The 14,775-nt window shown below is 69.6% G+C and carries 18 protein-coding genes; 10 read left to right on the forward strand and 8 right to left on the reverse strand.

The window, feature by feature from the left end:
• Positions 1 to 98: 98 nt before the first annotated feature.
• Positions 99 to 722: a pyridoxamine 5'-phosphate oxidase family protein gene (locus tag ACXC9Q_RS04860; protein ID WP_457055249.1), complete on the forward strand. Its 624-nt coding sequence runs from the start codon at positions 99 to 101 to the stop codon at positions 720 to 722.
• Between the two features lie 7 nt (positions 723 to 729).
• On the opposite strand, the gene ACXC9Q_RS04865 is transcribed toward ACXC9Q_RS04860, so the two are convergent.
• Entirely contained in the window at positions 730 to 1,386 is a 657-nt protein-coding gene (locus ACXC9Q_RS04865; protein WP_457055250.1) for a response regulator, read from the reverse strand.
• Positions 1,387 to 1,448: 62 nt separating this feature from the next.
• On the opposite strand from ACXC9Q_RS04865, the gene ACXC9Q_RS04870 reads away from it, so the two are divergent.
• The 3 genes from ACXC9Q_RS04870 (at position 1,449) to ACXC9Q_RS04880 (ending at position 3,994) form a co-directional block, all read left to right on the forward strand.
• A complete protein-coding gene (locus tag ACXC9Q_RS04870; RefSeq protein WP_457055251.1) occupies positions 1,449 to 1,916 on the forward strand; it encodes a pyridoxamine 5'-phosphate oxidase family protein in 468 nt (155 codons plus the stop codon).
• Positions 1,913 to 2,995 carry a sensor histidine kinase gene (locus tag ACXC9Q_RS04875; RefSeq protein WP_457055252.1) on the forward strand — a complete coding sequence of 361 codons (1,083 nt, stop codon included), beginning with the start codon at positions 1,913 to 1,915 and terminating at the stop codon, positions 2,993 to 2,995. The genes ACXC9Q_RS04870 and ACXC9Q_RS04875 overlap by 4 nt, the downstream gene beginning before the upstream one ends.
• A 78-nt stretch (positions 2,996 to 3,073) precedes the next feature.
• Complete coding sequence (locus ACXC9Q_RS04880) at positions 3,074 to 3,994, forward strand: carbamate kinase (RefSeq protein WP_457055253.1); 921 nt, start codon at positions 3,074 to 3,076, stop codon at positions 3,992 to 3,994.
• Between the two features lie 2 nt (positions 3,995 to 3,996).
• Here ACXC9Q_RS04880 and ACXC9Q_RS04885 read toward each other — a convergent pair whose 3' ends face one another.
• Genes ACXC9Q_RS04885 through ACXC9Q_RS04895 form a run of 3 tightly spaced genes read right to left on the reverse strand, consistent with a single transcriptional unit; the run spans position 3,997 to position 6,480 of the window.
• Positions 3,997 to 4,479 carry a hypothetical protein gene (locus tag ACXC9Q_RS04885; RefSeq protein WP_457055254.1) on the reverse strand — a complete coding sequence of 161 codons (483 nt, stop codon included), beginning with the start codon at positions 4,477 to 4,479 and terminating at the stop codon, positions 3,997 to 3,999.
• A gap of 55 nt (positions 4,480 to 4,534) precedes the next feature.
• On the reverse strand, positions 4,535 to 5,158 hold the full coding sequence (locus ACXC9Q_RS04890; RefSeq protein WP_457055255.1) for a response regulator: 624 nt from the start codon (positions 5,156 to 5,158) through the stop codon (positions 4,535 to 4,537).
• Entirely contained in the window at positions 5,155 to 6,480 is a 1,326-nt protein-coding gene (locus ACXC9Q_RS04895; RefSeq protein ID WP_457055256.1) for a sensor histidine kinase, read from the reverse strand. Before ACXC9Q_RS04895 ends, ACXC9Q_RS04890 begins: the two co-directional genes overlap by 4 nt.
• A 105-nt stretch (positions 6,481 to 6,585) precedes the next feature.
• Between ACXC9Q_RS04895 and ACXC9Q_RS04900 the strand changes: the two genes are divergently transcribed.
• Together ACXC9Q_RS04900 and ACXC9Q_RS04905 are read left to right on the forward strand one after the other, a co-directional pair.
• Positions 6,586 to 8,262, forward strand: coding sequence for an ABC transporter ATP-binding protein (locus tag ACXC9Q_RS04900; protein WP_457055257.1), 1,677 nt, complete (start codon positions 6,586 to 6,588; stop codon positions 8,260 to 8,262).
• Positions 8,263 to 8,479: 217 nt separating this feature from the next.
• On the forward strand, positions 8,480 to 9,256 hold the full coding sequence (locus ACXC9Q_RS04905; RefSeq protein WP_457055258.1) for a serine/threonine-protein kinase: 777 nt from the start codon (positions 8,480 to 8,482) through the stop codon (positions 9,254 to 9,256).
• Here ACXC9Q_RS04905 and ACXC9Q_RS04910 read toward each other — a convergent pair.
• Complete coding sequence (locus ACXC9Q_RS04910) at positions 9,246 to 9,683, reverse strand: YybH family protein (RefSeq protein ID WP_457055259.1); 438 nt, start codon at positions 9,681 to 9,683, stop codon at positions 9,246 to 9,248. The genes ACXC9Q_RS04905 and ACXC9Q_RS04910 overlap by 11 nt on opposite strands.
• A 101-nt stretch (positions 9,684 to 9,784) precedes the next feature.
• Here ACXC9Q_RS04910 and sigJ point away from each other — a divergent pair, with 101 nt between their 5' ends.
• Positions 9,785 to 10,684 carry an RNA polymerase sigma factor SigJ gene (gene sigJ / locus ACXC9Q_RS04915; protein WP_457055260.1) on the forward strand — a complete coding sequence of 300 codons (900 nt, stop codon included), beginning with the start codon at positions 9,785 to 9,787 and terminating at the stop codon, positions 10,682 to 10,684.
• Positions 10,685 to 10,690: 6 nt separating this feature from the next.
• Here the strand turns inward: sigJ and ACXC9Q_RS04920 are convergent, their stop codons facing one another.
• The gene (locus tag ACXC9Q_RS04920) at positions 10,691 to 11,326 is read right to left on the reverse strand and encodes a class I SAM-dependent methyltransferase family protein (RefSeq protein WP_457055261.1); all 636 of its coding nucleotides are present in this window, start codon (positions 11,324 to 11,326) and stop codon (positions 10,691 to 10,693) included.
• Between the two features lie 165 nt (positions 11,327 to 11,491).
• Between ACXC9Q_RS04920 and ACXC9Q_RS04925 the strand changes: the two genes are divergently transcribed.
• The 3 genes from ACXC9Q_RS04925 to ACXC9Q_RS04935 are packed head-to-tail and all read left to right on the forward strand — an operon-like array spanning position 11,492 to position 13,527.
• On the forward strand, positions 11,492 to 12,394 hold the full coding sequence (locus tag ACXC9Q_RS04925) for a DUF929 family protein (protein ID WP_457055262.1): 903 nt from the start codon (positions 11,492 to 11,494) through the stop codon (positions 12,392 to 12,394).
• Between the two features lie 3 nt (positions 12,395 to 12,397).
• Positions 12,398 to 12,874 carry a vitamin K epoxide reductase family protein gene (locus ACXC9Q_RS04930; protein WP_457055263.1) on the forward strand — a complete coding sequence of 159 codons (477 nt, stop codon included), beginning with the start codon at positions 12,398 to 12,400 and terminating at the stop codon, positions 12,872 to 12,874.
• A gap of 29 nt (positions 12,875 to 12,903) precedes the next feature.
• Positions 12,904 to 13,527, forward strand: coding sequence for a UdgX family uracil-DNA binding protein (locus ACXC9Q_RS04935; RefSeq protein WP_457055264.1), 624 nt, complete (start codon positions 12,904 to 12,906; stop codon positions 13,525 to 13,527).
• Between the two features lie 55 nt (positions 13,528 to 13,582).
• Here ACXC9Q_RS04935 and ACXC9Q_RS04940 read toward each other — a convergent pair whose 3' ends face one another.
• Positions 13,583 to 13,726 carry a GPGG-motif small membrane protein gene (locus ACXC9Q_RS04940; protein ID WP_329477442.1) on the reverse strand — a complete coding sequence of 48 codons (144 nt, stop codon included), beginning with the start codon at positions 13,724 to 13,726 and terminating at the stop codon, positions 13,583 to 13,585.
• Between the two features lie 125 nt (positions 13,727 to 13,851).
• Positions 13,852 to 14,607: a DinB family protein gene (locus tag ACXC9Q_RS04945; RefSeq protein ID WP_457055265.1), complete on the reverse strand. Its 756-nt coding sequence runs from the start codon at positions 14,605 to 14,607 to the stop codon at positions 13,852 to 13,854.
• Positions 14,608 to 14,775 lie beyond the last annotated feature (168 nt).

The raw sequence follows: 14,775 nt of genomic DNA on the forward strand, positions 1-14,775 counted from the left end.
GCGGGGACTTTCGGACCTGCCGGGAAAGGTCCTCCGGCACTGCCGGTCGGGTCGGCTCCACCGGTTGGATCGAGGCAGCGGCAGGAAAGGAGTGTTCGATGTCATCGTCCGGCCGATCACGGTCTCCGCAGGGGAGAGACCCGTCGCGGCGGATGGTCCCGCTCGAACTTGCGCAGGAGGAGGGGTCTGCGCGGTCCGGGCCGGATGCCGACGCGTCGCAGGAGTCACAGCAGCTGACGGCTGGGGCTCTGATCCGGCTGGCCGGTGCGCTGGACACCACCGTCTCTGCTCTGACGGGTTCACGGACAACGCCCGTCCGTGGGCTCGCTGCCCTCCATCCGGTCCTCGACCACCTCCGCGAGGACGAGTGCCTCGCACTGCTGGCGCCCGGCGGCAGTGGCCGGCTCGCGTTCGACCTGTCCGGCCGGCTGTCGGTACGGACGGTGACCTACACCCTCCACGACCGGCTGATCGTGTTCCGGACCGGGGCTGACACGGCGATCGCCCAGTACGGCGATGGTCCGGTGGCGTTCGAGGTCGATCGGCTGGACGGGGCCGCGCGGGACGGCTGGAGTGTGCTCGTCTCGGGCCGCTGCCGGCAGGGCTCCCTCCAGGAGATGTTCGCGTGGCGACCATTAATGGACGAGTCGGGCGACGAACGGGAGATCCTCGTCGTGATCGAGCCGGAGCACATCAGTGGCCGCCGCATCCGCGCCTGGTGACAGCGGGTCAGGTCTTCGGCCGGCGCTTCGCGCGCTCGACCGCGTACACGGCCGCCTCGGTCCGCCGCTCCATGTCGAGCTTGCGCAGCAGGGCCGAGACGTAGTTCTTCACGGTCTTCTCGGCCAGGAACATGCTCTGCGCGATCTGCCGGTTGGTCTTCCCCACCGCGATCTCGTCGAGAATCCGGCGCTCCTGATCCGTCAACGACTGGTAGCGAGGGTCGTCCTCGACATCGACCGGATTCCGCAGCCGCTCCAGGACCAGCGCCGTCATCGCCGGGTCGAGCAGCGACTCCCCCGCGGCCAGACGCCGTACCGCTCCGACCAGGTCGGTGCCGCTGACCTGCTTGAGCAGGTAGCCGGCCGCACCGGCCATGATCGCGGTGAACAAGGCTTCCTCGTCAGAGAACGAGGTCAGCATCAGGCAGGCCGGCGGCGTGTCCATCGACGACCGCACCTCCCGGCACACGGTGATCCCGTCGCCGTCGCCCAGCCGGACATCCAGGACGGCGACATCCGGGCTCAGCGCCGGGATCCGCGCGATGGCGTGCGCCGCGGTCGACGCCTCGCCGATCACCTCGATGTCCGGCTCGCTCTCGAGCAGTTGCCGCAGCCCGAGCCGGACGACCTCGTGGTCGTCGAGCAGGAACACCGTGATCGTCATCGCGTCTCGCTTCCCCCGGCAGCACCCGTCTCGCTCAGAGTAAGCCGACCCCGGAGGTTGTGATGCGAAGCCAGGACGGCGCCGCCCGCGAGATTCTCGACGCCGGCGAATGTCTCCGCCTGCTGGGCTCGGTCCCGGTCGGGCGGCTGGTCTTCACCCAGGGCGGCCTGCCGGTCGTCCGGCTGGTGAACTTCCTCGTCGACACGGACACGATCGTCTTCGTGTCCGACGACCCCGAATGGCTCCAGGCCGCCCATCGTGGTGACGTGGTCGCGTTCGAGGTGGATGACTTCGATCCGTCCCGGCACCTCGGGTGGACAGTGACCTCGATCGGCCACCTGTCCGTCGTACCCGCGGCTGAGGCGGCCGACCTGGAGCGGACCGCGCCGTCGTGGGTGGGGCCGCGTGGCCGCCCGTTGTTCCGGCTCGGTGTCGAGTCGCTCAGCGGCCGGCGCGCACCTATTGATGCTCAGGGCAACGGCTCCGAAGCGTTCCCAAACTGCCACGGGCTTCGTACCGTGGCCAGGTGAGCGATCAGGACGACGTCGGCCGGCGGCGCCTGTACGAGGTGACCGCCGAGATCACACAGTTCCTGCTCGGGGACTTCGACGAGCGGGACGCCCTCCGGCTGATCGCCCGCCGGGCCCGCGACGTGTCCGGCGCGCACGCCGGCGCCGTCCTGCTGACAGACCACGACGACCTCGTGTTCGCCGCGCTCGACGGGCCGTCCGAGCTCCAGGAGTACGTCGGCAAGCGGGTCGCGGGACTGGATCACCTGGTGCGCGCCGACCGGGTGAGTGTGGTCGACATACCCGAGATCGCGTCACTCGGACCGGCCCTCGTCGCTCCGCTGCCGCCGGCGTCGTCCGCAGTGGGCGGGCTGTTCTTCGTGGCGGCCGAGCCTGGTGGTGCGGTGCACGAGGCCGACGAGCTGGTCAGGATGTTCGCGGCCCAGGCGCGGCTGGCGCTGGATCGCTCCCAGGCTCAGCGGGAGCACTCGATGATCGCCGTCCTGGAGGACCGCGACCGGATCGCCCGGGATCTGCACGACCTGGTGATCCAGCGCCTGTTCGCGACCGGGCTGCAATTGCAGGGCATTCACCGGATGGTGGACGCCGAGGTCCAGGAACGCATCGATCGCGCCATCGCGGACATCGACTCCACCATCCGCGACCTGCGCGCGGCGATCTTCGAGCTGCACCACCACCCGGCTCGCCGCTCGCTCCGATCCGACCTCCAGGCGCTGGTCTCCGAGTACTCCGGACCCCTCGGCTTCCGCGCCGAGCTGACCTGCACCGGCCCGCTCGATGCCGTCGTACCGCTGGAGGTCCGTCCCGAGATCCTCGCAGCGGTCCGTGAGTCGCTCTCGAACGTCGTACGCCACGCCGAAGCCACCGCGGTGACCGTCGACGTCACGGCGACCGCGACCGAGGTCATCAGCCGGGTTGCCGACAACGGCGTCGGCGTGGCCGCGGTAGACCACCGCAGCGGACTCCGCAACCTCCAGGAGCGGGCGGAGGTACTCGGCGGTGCCGTGCGGCTCGAGACGAATCAGCCGCATGGCACCGTTCTCGAACTGCGCGTGCCACTCGCCGAGCCGCGCAGCTGAGCCCGTTCGCGTGCACATTCCCAACCACACGGTCTGTGAGTGCGCGAACTCGCTGGGTGTGCGTGTCACGCTGAAGGTATGCGGATGGTGATCGCGCTCGGGGGGAATGCGTTGTTGCGGCGCGGGGAACGGCCGGATGCAGAGGTGCAGGTGGCCCATCTGGCCGTGGCGGCGCCGGCGTTGGCGGTCGTGGCGGCCGAGCACGAGGTGGTGATCGTGCACGGGAACGGACCGCAGGTCGGGCTGCTGGCGTTGGAGAGCACGGCGGACCCGGGCCTGACCAAGCCGTATCCGCTCAGCGACCTGGTCGCCGAAACCCAGGGCGTGATCGGCTACTGGATCCAGCAGGCACTGACCAACGCGGGCCTGCCCGGCCGGGCGGTCACCCTGGTCACGCAGACCGTCGTCTCCGCCGACGATCCAGCGTTCGGTACGCCGACGAAGTACGTCGGGACCGGATATCCCGAGGACCACGCGCGCCTGCTCGGGTCGACGACAGGCTGGACCTTCCACCAGGACGGCGTCGAGTGGCGCCGCGTCGTCGCGTCACCCGAGCCGCGCCGGATCGTCGAGCTCGACGCTGCCGAGATCCTCCTCCGCAACGGCGTCACCGTGATCCTGGCCGGCGGCGGAGGCGTCCCAGTGCTCGAAGGTGCCGCGAGGTTGGCCGGGGTCGATGCCGTCGTGGACAAGGATCTGACCGCGGCGCTGATCGCGACGGAGCTCCGGGCGGATCTGCTGGTGATGCTGACCGATGTGCCGGCGGTCTATCTCGACTATGGGACGCCGACCCAACGTCCGTTGCACGAGATCGGGATCGCGGACCTCGCCGCGCTCGGCTTCCCCGCGGGATCGATGGGGCCGAAGGTCACCGCCGCCGGCCGGTTCGTGGAAGCGACCAAGGGCCGGGCCGCCATCGGCTCTCTGGACGATGCGGCCGCGGTGATCGCGGGCGTCGCGGGGACCCAGATCGTTGCCGGCAGTCCACGGGTGAGCTGACCTCAGCGGTGGCCGGCGCCGTCGTCGGACGACTTCCCCGAGCCGGATTTGCCCGAGCCGCTGTTTCCTGAGGTCGGCGTCCCCGAGGTCGGCGACCCTGAACTCGACTTGCCTGAGGTCGGTTTGTTGGTGGCGGTCCGGTCGCCGCCCTTGTCGTCGCCGGGTTCGGTGGTCGCGGTGCTGGGGCCGGGCGTGCGGGTGCGGTCGCCGCCGTGGTCGTCCGGGGTCGGGGTGACCTTCGCGCTCTGGGGAGTGATGTTCTCCGGTGGCGGGAACCACAGTGGCGCGGGCGACCGGCCCGGCGTACCAGGATCGAAGGCGGACCAGACCGCCGTACCTCCGGCGACCAGCCCGGCTGCCGCGACCAGGCCCAGCAAGCCGGTGCCGGCCCAGGCGAGGTAGCGCACCGGGCGGCGTTGCGGCTCCGCGTCGGCTCCGCTGGTGCGCAGTACGACGGGGCGGCGGCGCAGGTCTTCCGAGTCCATGCCTCGATGCTGTCGCAGCTACCCGGCCGGCGCTATCGGACCTTGGTACTAGTACCTACTCGTCCCGGCGCTGGCGCTGAGCCCACAGCGCGGCCTGGGTGCGGTCCGTCACGCCGAGCCGCTGGTACACGTTCGTCAGGTGGGCCTTCACCGTGCGCTCGCTGATGCCGAGCCGGCGGGCGATCGTCTTGTTCGGCAGACCGGCGCCGACCATGTCGAGCACCTCCTGCTCACGATCGGTCAGCTTCGTCTCCGGACCTGGGCTCCGCCGGTTCGTCAGCAGGACACGCGCCGCTTTCGGATCCAGCGGCGATCCGCCGGCGACGATCTCGCGCACCCCGGCCAGGATCACCTCGGGCTCGCTGTGCTTCAGCAGATACCCCTCAGCTCCGGCCTGCAGCGCATCCAGGATCCGAGCCTGATCGCTGAACGACGTCAGCACGAGCACATGCACGCCTGGATCGGCCGCGACGATCTGCCCGGTCGCCGAGATCCCGTCCGTCCCGGGCATCGACAGATCCATCAGTACGACGTCCGGCCGCAACTCGGCCGCCATCGTCACCGCCTCGGCACCGTCACTCGCGGCTCCGACCAACTCGATGTCGTCCGCCGTACCGAGGAGCTGGGACAGGCCGGTCCGCACGATCGCATGATCGTCGACAATCAGCACCCGGATCACACCGGCACCTCGGCTTCCACCCGTGTCCCCTGCCCGGGAGCGGCCCGGACCGTCAGCGTGCCACCCGACTCGGCGAGCAGGTCGCCGATCGAGCGTAGCCCGAGGTGCCCGTTGCTGCTCCGCTCATCGAGTCGCGATTCGTCGAACCCGCGGCCGTCATCGTCGACAATCAGCACTCCCCGGCCGTCGACCCGCTGCGCCTTGATCAGCACCTCACGCGCACCGCTGTGAGCGGCCACGTTCCGCACGACTTCCTGCGCCGCCCGGAACAACAACGCCGCGGCAGCCGGCGGCAACTCCTCCACCCCATCGGTCTCGAGCCGTACGTCAACCCCCGTCCGCTCGAGCCCCGCCGCCAACTCCGCCAACGCCGACGTGAGTCCTTCCTCGGCGAGGTTCGGCGGATAGATGTCGACCAGCAACGACCGGAGCGACCCGATGCTCGCGCGCAACCTCCCCGCACTCTCCGCGATCAAGTCCGCTCGCTGCCCTTCGCTCGGATTCCCCAGCCGCATGGCATCCAACGCGTAGTTCAGCCCGGTGAGCTCCTGTACGACGCCGTCGTGCAACTCCCCCGCGATCCGCCGACGCTCGGCGTCCGAGGCGTCGACAGCGTGCTGCAGCAGCCGTTCCCGCTCCCGCTGTTGCCGCTGCACCCGCCGGGCCAGCGACCAGGCGAACGGAATCTGGACCAGCTCCAGCACGAGCAACGCACCCAGCGCGGGTGGTGCGAACCGCTGCCAGGCAGCCTTTCCGGCGTCGCTCACCGCCTGGTACTGGAAGTACGCCTCGAACAGCATGGGTTCCCCCTGCGGCCCCCGGACCCCGACGTACACCTCGAGCAGCTTCTTGTACGGGATCTCGAACTGGTTCTCCGGCCGGCTCAGGTCGCTCACTTCCGACGCGCTGCTCCCCTGCTGCCGCAGAGCGGCCTCCTCTTCCGGGCCCAGTGGGAACTGCTGACCGATCAGGCGGCTTTCGTCGGAGTAGACAATCCGGCCGTCGGCATTCCACAACTTCACCCGGACGAGCGATCCCTGCAGCACGTACTTCCGCATCGCCGTGTCGAACGACCGCAAGGCGGCCTGCTGTCCGGCGATCACCCCCGCGTCCAGGCGCGGCTCGACCACCCCGCGCGCGGTCACAAAGGTCACCTGGCGAGCCGACTCCCTTGCCTGCTCGACGCCGGCCTGACGGGCCACGAGCGCGATCAGCGCGGCCAGGGACAGCAGCACGATCAGTCCGGCCGCGGTGAATCGCACCAGCAGCCCGACCGTCGAGATCGGCCCACGGTCCGTGCGCGAGCGTCGCAGTCTCACCATGCCTGGGATCGTAGGGGTTGCCCGGCGCCGCGCGGCAGCCCGACGACAGTCGTAGTACCAAGGTGCACTACCGAAGCCGACCAGCCGGCGACGACGGTTGTCGGCATGAAGCTTCCGCTCTCACTCGCCGTCGCCGGGCCTGCCGCCCGAGTGCAGTTCCCTGCACTCGCCCTCGCGGCCGGGTTCGTCGTACTGCGAGTCGGCGCGGTTCTCGTCCGTCCGTGGCCCTTGGCCCTCGCGGTCGATCACGCCCTCGGGCCGGATCCCGCGGCGAATCCGGTCGTCGTCCTGGGACTGGCAGCCATCGGCAGCGTCCTCTTGTCGACAATCATCGGATTGCTCGATATGGCGAGTCTGCGGAGCGTCGAAGGTGCGGCCGAGCGGATCGGCGCCTCACTCCGCGCGACGATGTTCCAGCGCACGATGACGCGGTCCCTGCGGTGGCACGACCGCATGCGCAGCGGCGAGCTGGTGTCCCGGTTGACCACGGATGTCGGTCGGGTGCTCGACGCGGTGGTCGCGGTGACTACCTCGTTCCTGCCCGATGCGGTGATGCTCGCCGGCGTCCTCGCGCTGTTGTTCGCCTTCGACCCCGAGCTCGCCCTGATCGGCCTGGCGGTCGCACCGGTGCTCGGCGCGCTGGCTGTCCGGCAGCGTCGGCTTATCCGAGTCGCCCAGCAGGATGCGAGGACCGAGTCGGGACGGTTGGCCGGGGCAACGACCGATCTGTTGCGGAACGTCCGCGCCGTGCAGGCCTTCGGGCGCATCGACCGGGCCGCCGCGATCTTCGGCACCCGGAATCGCGCCGTACTCGATGTCGAGCTGCGAGCGATCGAGGTGGACGCGCGCTGGACCCCGATGGCCGATGTCGTGCTGGCGATCGGCGCCGCCCTGGTGCTGGTGATCGGTGGACGGCACGTGCTGTCCGGAGCGCTCACGGTCGGTCAGTTGCTCGTCGTACTCGCCTACCTGCGAGACCTCTACTCCCCGGTGCGCGGCCTGACCCGGCTGTCCGTCGTACTCGCCAAGGCCGGTGCCAGTGCGGCGCGGGTCCGCGAGATCCTGCACTGCGACGAGGCGGTCGAGGATCGGTACGACGCTCGGCCGGCCCCGGCACTGCGGTCGGGCGTACGGTTCGAGCGGGTCTCGTTCGGCTATGAGACCGGTCAGCCGGTGCTCGATCACTTCGACCTCGACATCGCGGCCGGCGAGACCGTCTGCCTGCTCGGACCGAGTGGGATCGGCAAGAGCACCGTGCTGCACCTCCTGCTCCGCCTGTACGACGTGGACGCCGGACGGATCCTGATCGACGGCGTGGACGTCCGGGACTGCGACCAGCGCAGCCTGCGGGACCGGTTCGCGTTCGTCCCGCAGGACCCGTGGCTGCTGGACGCGACGGTCGCCGAGAACATTGCCTTCGGCAACCAGAACGCGACCCGCGCGGGTGTCATCGCGGCCGGGCAGGCGGCGCTGGTCGACGAATTCACCGGACGGTTGGCGTACGGGTACGACACACCGCTGGGCGAGAGCGGTGTCCGGCTGTCCGGCGGTCAGCGCCGCCGGGTCGCCCTGGCCCGGGCCGCCGTCTCATCCGCGCCGATGGTCCTGCTGGACGAGCCGACCGCGTCCCTTGATCCGGTCTCCGCGGCCGCGGTGATCGAGGCCATCCGGACCACGACCGCGCGACGCACGGTCCTGCTGGTCACCCACGATCGCGACCTGGCGGCCATCGCCGACCGGGTCGTCACCCTGCACGAACACCAACTCAGTGGAAGGAGGTGACCACCATGCTCCGCATCAAGCCGGTCATGCACCACGGCCACGGACGGTCCCGCAGCCGCTCGCGCTCCCGCAGCCGCAGCCGTTCCCGCAGCCGCTCCCGCGGCTGACCCACCAGCCTGCCGCCGGCCCTCAGCCGGCGGCAGGCTTCACGGTCATGAGCCAAGGCCCCATGACCCGCCGGCGCCGAAGGCCCGGCCAAAAGTAGAGAGGCGGACCGATGATTGTCGACACCGACGACGGACTGGCCGTCTGGGACTGGGCCGAGGGCTGCGAGCTGCCGGGCGGGACCTTCGCACTGGAGCGTCTCGGCGTCGGCCACCGGTGCGAGACCTGGCTGGTCTGGTCGGTCGCGTTGTGGTCCCCCGCCGTACTCAAGGCCGCCCGTCCGCATCAGATCCACCATCCCCGCGCGACGAAGTCGCTGCAGCGGGAGACCGCCGCCCTGGCGGGAAACAGCCACCCGGCCCTCCCACGTCTGCTGGCCGACGGCACCGGCGACCCGATCCCACACGTCCTGCTCGAGTACGTCGACGGCCCGACGCTGACCGAGGAGCTCGAGGAGAACGGCGTACTGACCGCCGAAGAGACCGCGCTGCTCGGCGCGCAACTGCTCCCAGCACTGATGGCGCTCCACAACCGCGGTCTGGCCCACTTGGACGTCAAGCCGGACAACATCGTCCTTCGCGACGCCCGCCCGGTCCTGATCGACTTCGGCAGCGCTCGCCGGATCGGCAGCGAGCAACCGGCGGGTCACCCGGTCGGGACCGTCGGGTACGCCTCCCCCGAGCAGGAGGCGTGCGAGCCGGTGTCCGTCGCGATGGATCTCTACAGCCTCGGCCAGACCCTCGCCGAGGCGGGCGCCGAGCTGCCCGCGAGCCTGCAGGGGCTGATCGCGCCGCAGCCCGGCCGGCGGCCCACCACGGCCGAAGCGCTGACGGCTCTGGCTGAGACCGCCGGCGCGCTCCGCCCATGGCCTGCCTGGCTCAGGGCGTGAGGTCCAGCGCCGCGCGACCCTCGGGGAAGTAGGTCGGCACCGAGACCTGGTCGTGGACGACCATCCACTGGCCGTCGATCCGCTGCCAGGCGGCCGTCCAACGGACCCATTGGTTGGTCTTGGGACCGTTCACCAGCGTGCCGCTGATCCGGTTGACGGCGAACACGACCGCAAGGTCGCCATCCACGAGCACCGTGAGGTCGCGGACCTCGTAGTCGAGCGGCAACTGATAGATCGAGAAGACCTTCTCCCAGTTCCGCCACTTCGCCTCCGCGCCCAGATGCCGCAGCGGCGCCTCGATGTCGAACGAGACCACGTGCGGCGCGAAGATCGTCTTCACGGCCCCCATGTCACCGGTCCGGATAGCGCCGACCAGCGTGTTGATCCGGTCCCGGATGTCTGCTTCATCTGCGTGTTGTGTAGTCATGATCAGTACGACGGAACGGTCGGCCGGACTGTGATGACCTCACACTTCGGTACGGCGTTTCGTCGTACCGAGGAGAGGCGGAACCGACGAAGGGAAGCACCATGACCGGGGACGACCAGGTCGAGCCGGGCCTGAGCGCGATCATGAGCGAGCGGCGGCAGCTGATCAACCTCGCCTACCGGCTGCTCGGCTCGCTCGCCGACGCGGAGGACGCCGTCCAGGAGACCTACGCCCGGTGGTACGCGATGCCGAACCGTGAGCAAGAGGCGATCGACTCCCCCGGCGCCTGGCTGACGAAGGTCGCGAGCCGGATCTGCCTCGACCTGCTGCGCTCGGCCCGGGTCCGGCGCGAACGGTATGTCGGCGAATGGATCCCGGAGCCCCTGCCGGAGAACGCCGACTGGCAGGCGGGCACCGACCCGGCCGATCGAGTCACGCTGGACGAGTCGGTGAACATGGCGTTCCTCGTCGTCCTCGACGCGATGACGCCGGCCGAGCGGGTCGCGTTCATCCTGCACGACGTCTTCCGGTACCCGTTCCCCGAAGTGGCCGAGATCGTCGGCCGGACCCCCGCGGCGTGCCGTCAGCTGGCGTCCTCGGCCCGGCGCCGGATCAGTGAGGCGCAGACCCCCGCACCGCCGACGGCCCGGCGCGCCGAGCTCATTCGCCAGTTCAAGGAGGCGTGGGAGGCCACCGACATCGCGACCCTCGTCAATCTGCTCGACCCCGACGTCACCGCGGTCGCCGATGGCGGCGGCGTCGTGATCGCCGCGCTCGAGCCGGTCCACGGTGGTGCGAACGTCGCGCAGTACTTCACCGGCCTGCCGGTCCTGGACTACGGCCGCACGCTGGTGGAACGGACCGTCAACGGCCAGCCGGGTCTGGTGATCGAGTTCGAAGGCGTCACCGAGACGGTGATCGCGTTCGACATCGCCGCGGACCGGATCACGAACATCTGGGCGGTCCGCAACCCGGAGAAGCTGCGCCCCTGGACGAGCTGACCGGCGTCAGACTCGGCCGCTGACGAAGCTGAACAAGGTTCGGCCCGGGACCAGTGGTCGCGGTTCGCCGGTGAAGCGATGGACGCCGACACCGAAGCCCGCGTCCGGATCGGACACCCACACCCGCTCGAACTCCCGCGCCTCGAACCACGCACAGATCTGCGGGACCAGGTCCGGATCCTCGCGGTGCCGCGTCCAGATCAGCGTCGCGCCGGTTTCACACAGTTGCGGACACGCGTCGATCGTGGCCTCGATGTCCTGGTCCGAGATGTTGCCGAAGACCCCGCACACCAGCACCACGCCGGCCGGCGCCATCCCGCCGTACTGATCGATCAGTGCGGCGTCCCCGGTCACCACTTCGACCTGGCCCTGCAGGCCGAGGTCTCGTGCCCTCTCGTCGGCGAACGACGAGAGCCGCGGGTCCAACTCGACCAGCCTGGCCCGAATGTCGCTACGCCGCGGATGCTCGGCCATCACATCGAGCACATCCCGTCCTTGCCCAGCGCAAAGACTGATCACCCGCACCGCACCAGCCGGCGCCCGGTCCAACGCGGCCCGCACTTGCCCTTGAACCACTGCCAGCCGCCGTGCCAGACCCGACCCCGGCTGGTCATAATCGTTATGCCATCTCTGCCAATCCATGCCGGCAACCTAGCGCCGCCCTCGGACAGCCTGACCACCTATCGGTCGTCGTTCCCGACTTCTGTAATCTCCCGGTGACGGAGAGGCACGGAACTTCCGCGGGCGATCAGCAGTTGTCCTTGATGGGCGCCGAATCGGACCAGGCGTGGCGAGCGAAGGAGAGTCATGAGTAGGCGTGTCGAGCAGAAGGCCAAGGCCCGCGAGCGGATCGCGGCGCAACTGGCCGCTCAGCAGCGGGCGGAGCGACGCCGGCGGCTGCTGCTGGCGGTCGGGGCCGTCGTGGTCGTCATCGTCATCGTCGGCGGGCTGGTCGCCGTCCGTCTGGCCGGTGGCGGAAAGAAGACCACGACCGGACCGTCGGGTGCCGCCGACAGCCAGATCGTGACCGCGCTGTCCTCGATCCCGGAGTCGACCTTCGCCGCGGTCGGCTCGGCCGGCGTCCAGGCCGCACCGTCGCCCATCACCGCTCCGCCCCTGACGTCGGGGGGCAAGCCGAAGGTCCTCTACATCGGCGCCGAGTACTGCCCGTTCTGCGCGGCCGAGCGGTGGCCGGTCACGGTCGCACTGTCCCGGTTCGGCACCTTCAGCAACCTCGGTACGACGCACTCCTCCGGGAGCGACGTGTATCCGAACACCCCGACCCTCTCGTTCCACGGCGCCACCTTCACCAGTCAGTACCTCGCCTTCACCGGCGTCGAAACCACCACGAACGAGCAGGTCAACGGCCAGTACGCGCCGCTCGACACCCCGACGGCCGAGGATCAGAAGACGTTCGACACCTACAACGCGCCGCCGTACGTGAAGACCGGCGGCTCGATCCCGTTCATCGATCTCGGCGGAAAGTTCGTGGCGTCGGGCGCGACGTACAGCCCCGAGGTCCTGGCCGGGAAGACCCAGGCCGAGGTCGCGGACGCGCTCAAGGACCCGTCCAACCCGATCGCGAAGGCCGTCATCGGCTCCGCGAACGTCTACACCGCCGCGATCTGCAAGATGACCAACAACCAGCCGGCCAACGTCTGCTCGACGGAGGCCGTCACCGGTGCCGCGGGCAAGCTCGGGGGCAGCTGAGCGATGAGCGGCACCACACAGCGCTCCGAGAAGACCACGGCCGGGCTCGGCTGGATCCCTTGGACCACCCTGGTCCTGTCGATCGCCGGTCTCGCGGTCGCGTCGTACCTGACCTATGAGCACTTCACCGCCGGCACCACACTGGCCTGCCCCAACACTGGGGTGGTCAACTGCGCCAAGGTCACCAGCAGTCAGTACTCCAAGGTCTTCGGCATTCCGGTTGCCCTGCTCGGCCTGGCCTTCTTCGCCGGCATGACAGCGCTCTCACTGCCTCCGATGTGGCGTACGTCGTCCCCCTGGCCGAGCCGCCTCCGGCTGATCGCCGTCGTCGTCGGCGTGATCTTCGTCTGCTACCTGATCTGGGCCGAACTGTTCCAGATCGACGCCATCTGTCTGTGGTGCACGGTCGTCCACGCGCTGACCCTCGTGCTGTTCGCCCTGGTCATCATCCGCCAGGCGCTGGATCCCGACGGCGGCTGAGACTGACCGGAGTCGGGTACTGGTGAAGCATGCAACCCGACGAGTTCGCCGGAGCAGCGCGATGGGTCCCGCAGGACGGCGGGATCCGGAAGCTGCGCGCGGCGCTACCGGACTGCCGCGGGTGTGACCTGCAGGAGTACGCCGAGCAGGTCGTGCCCGGCGAAGGTCCGGTCCGGGCCCGGATGATGCTGGTCGGTGAAACGCCCGGCGACGTCGAGGACAAGGAAGGTCACGTCTTCGTCGGGCCGGCTGGACGCCTGCTCGACAAGGCTCTGGCGGAGGCCGGCATCGACCGCTCGGAGGTGTACCTGACCAACGCGGTCAAGCACTTCCGCTTCGAACGCCAGGGCAAGCGCCGCATCCACAAGACCCCGGCCGTCGGCCACATCGTCGCGTGCCACCCGTGGCTGGACCGCGAGCTCGCGATCGTGAAGCCCGAGCTGGTACTGATCCTCGGCGCGGTGGCCGCGCGCTCGTTGCTCGGAACCGGCTTCAAGGTCACTGAACACCGCGGCGAGCGAGTCGAACTCCCCGACGGCCGCGCCGCGGTCGCGACCGTCCATCCGTCCGCGGTGGTCCGTTCGCAGGAGTTCCGGCGCGACTTCGCCGACTTCGTCAAGGACCTGCGCGCCGCAGCCGGCCTCCTCACGTAACAGGAGGTCGCCCTCACGCCGGGGCGACGTGAGGGCGACCAGATCTGGTAGCGGGTCAGGTGAAGATGCTTACGCCCCCGGGACCGACCAGCAGGCCGATCACGATCAGTGCCGCGCCCCACAGCAACTGGCCGCGGAAGAGCGAGACGATTCCCGAAATGACGAGGATCGCAGCGATGATCCACAGAATGAGACCCATGGTCCTTCCCATCTCTCCGGCCGGGCGGAACCCGGCGGCTGAACTCCCCGTGCACGACCTCCGGTGCCCCACCCCAAACGGCGCAAACAACCTCGCGCATCCGCCGCGAACGCCCCTCAGCCGGTTCAGGCACCGGCCTCGAGCTCGGCGAGGTCGCGCACCGCATAACGGTGATGCTCGGCCTCTTCCTTGAGCACCACCTTGAGGCAGCGGCGCACGACGTATTCCTGGTCGGGATACGAGTCCGCCGGCTTGCGACCACAGACCCGATCGAGCTCGGCCTCGGTGAGCCCGTCGACGACACGCCGCATCGTGGCCATGCGGGCGTGCCGCGCCGCCAGCACCTCGTCGAGCGTCGGGGTGGCTTCGAGGGTGAGGCCGAGCTTCGCCGACGCCTCGGGCGCCATCCCGCCGATGGGGAAGCCCAACGGGTGATACGGCGCTTCCTCCTCGAGCACAGCATTGCCGAGCCAGGCATCGCTGCCGTGCAGCAGGTGTCGTTGGGTCTCGACGTACGACCACTCGCCGTCGACCTGCTCGTGCAACTTTGCCTCGGGCAACAACCGGGCGCGGTCGTGCGTGGCCTGCCACATCGTCTCGATGGCATCCCAGACCGCCCGGTAGTCGTCGGGGGACACGGCCCCACGCGCGAGTGCCCGCGTGGGGTACTGCCGGTCGAGCTCGGCCTCGACGTAGGCGGTCACGTCGACGTCGTTGACGACAACACGCTCGAAGTCGCCGCCGAGGGAGACGTCGCTCCCGTAGCAATCGACGATCTTCAGACCGCTGACCTCGCAATCGCGGATCTCGAGCCCGGCGAGCTCACTCGACCGGATGCGGGCACCACGGAACTGGTCACTCCCGGCGTACTCAGCAGACATCGAAGCAGTCTTTCGCACCCGCCCCGCCCACGCCAAGTGGCAACAAGGTGTCAGCGTCGTGCTGCATGCGGAGGTCGACCCCGTTGGCAGCAAGGGCAGCCCGTATCGGCCGCCGGCCGGCTCCGCAACGTCTCCGGCGGCAGGAATCGTGTAGCCCGTCCGTGCTCT

It is taken from the genome of Kribbella sp. CWNU-51, from assembly GCF_054073265.1.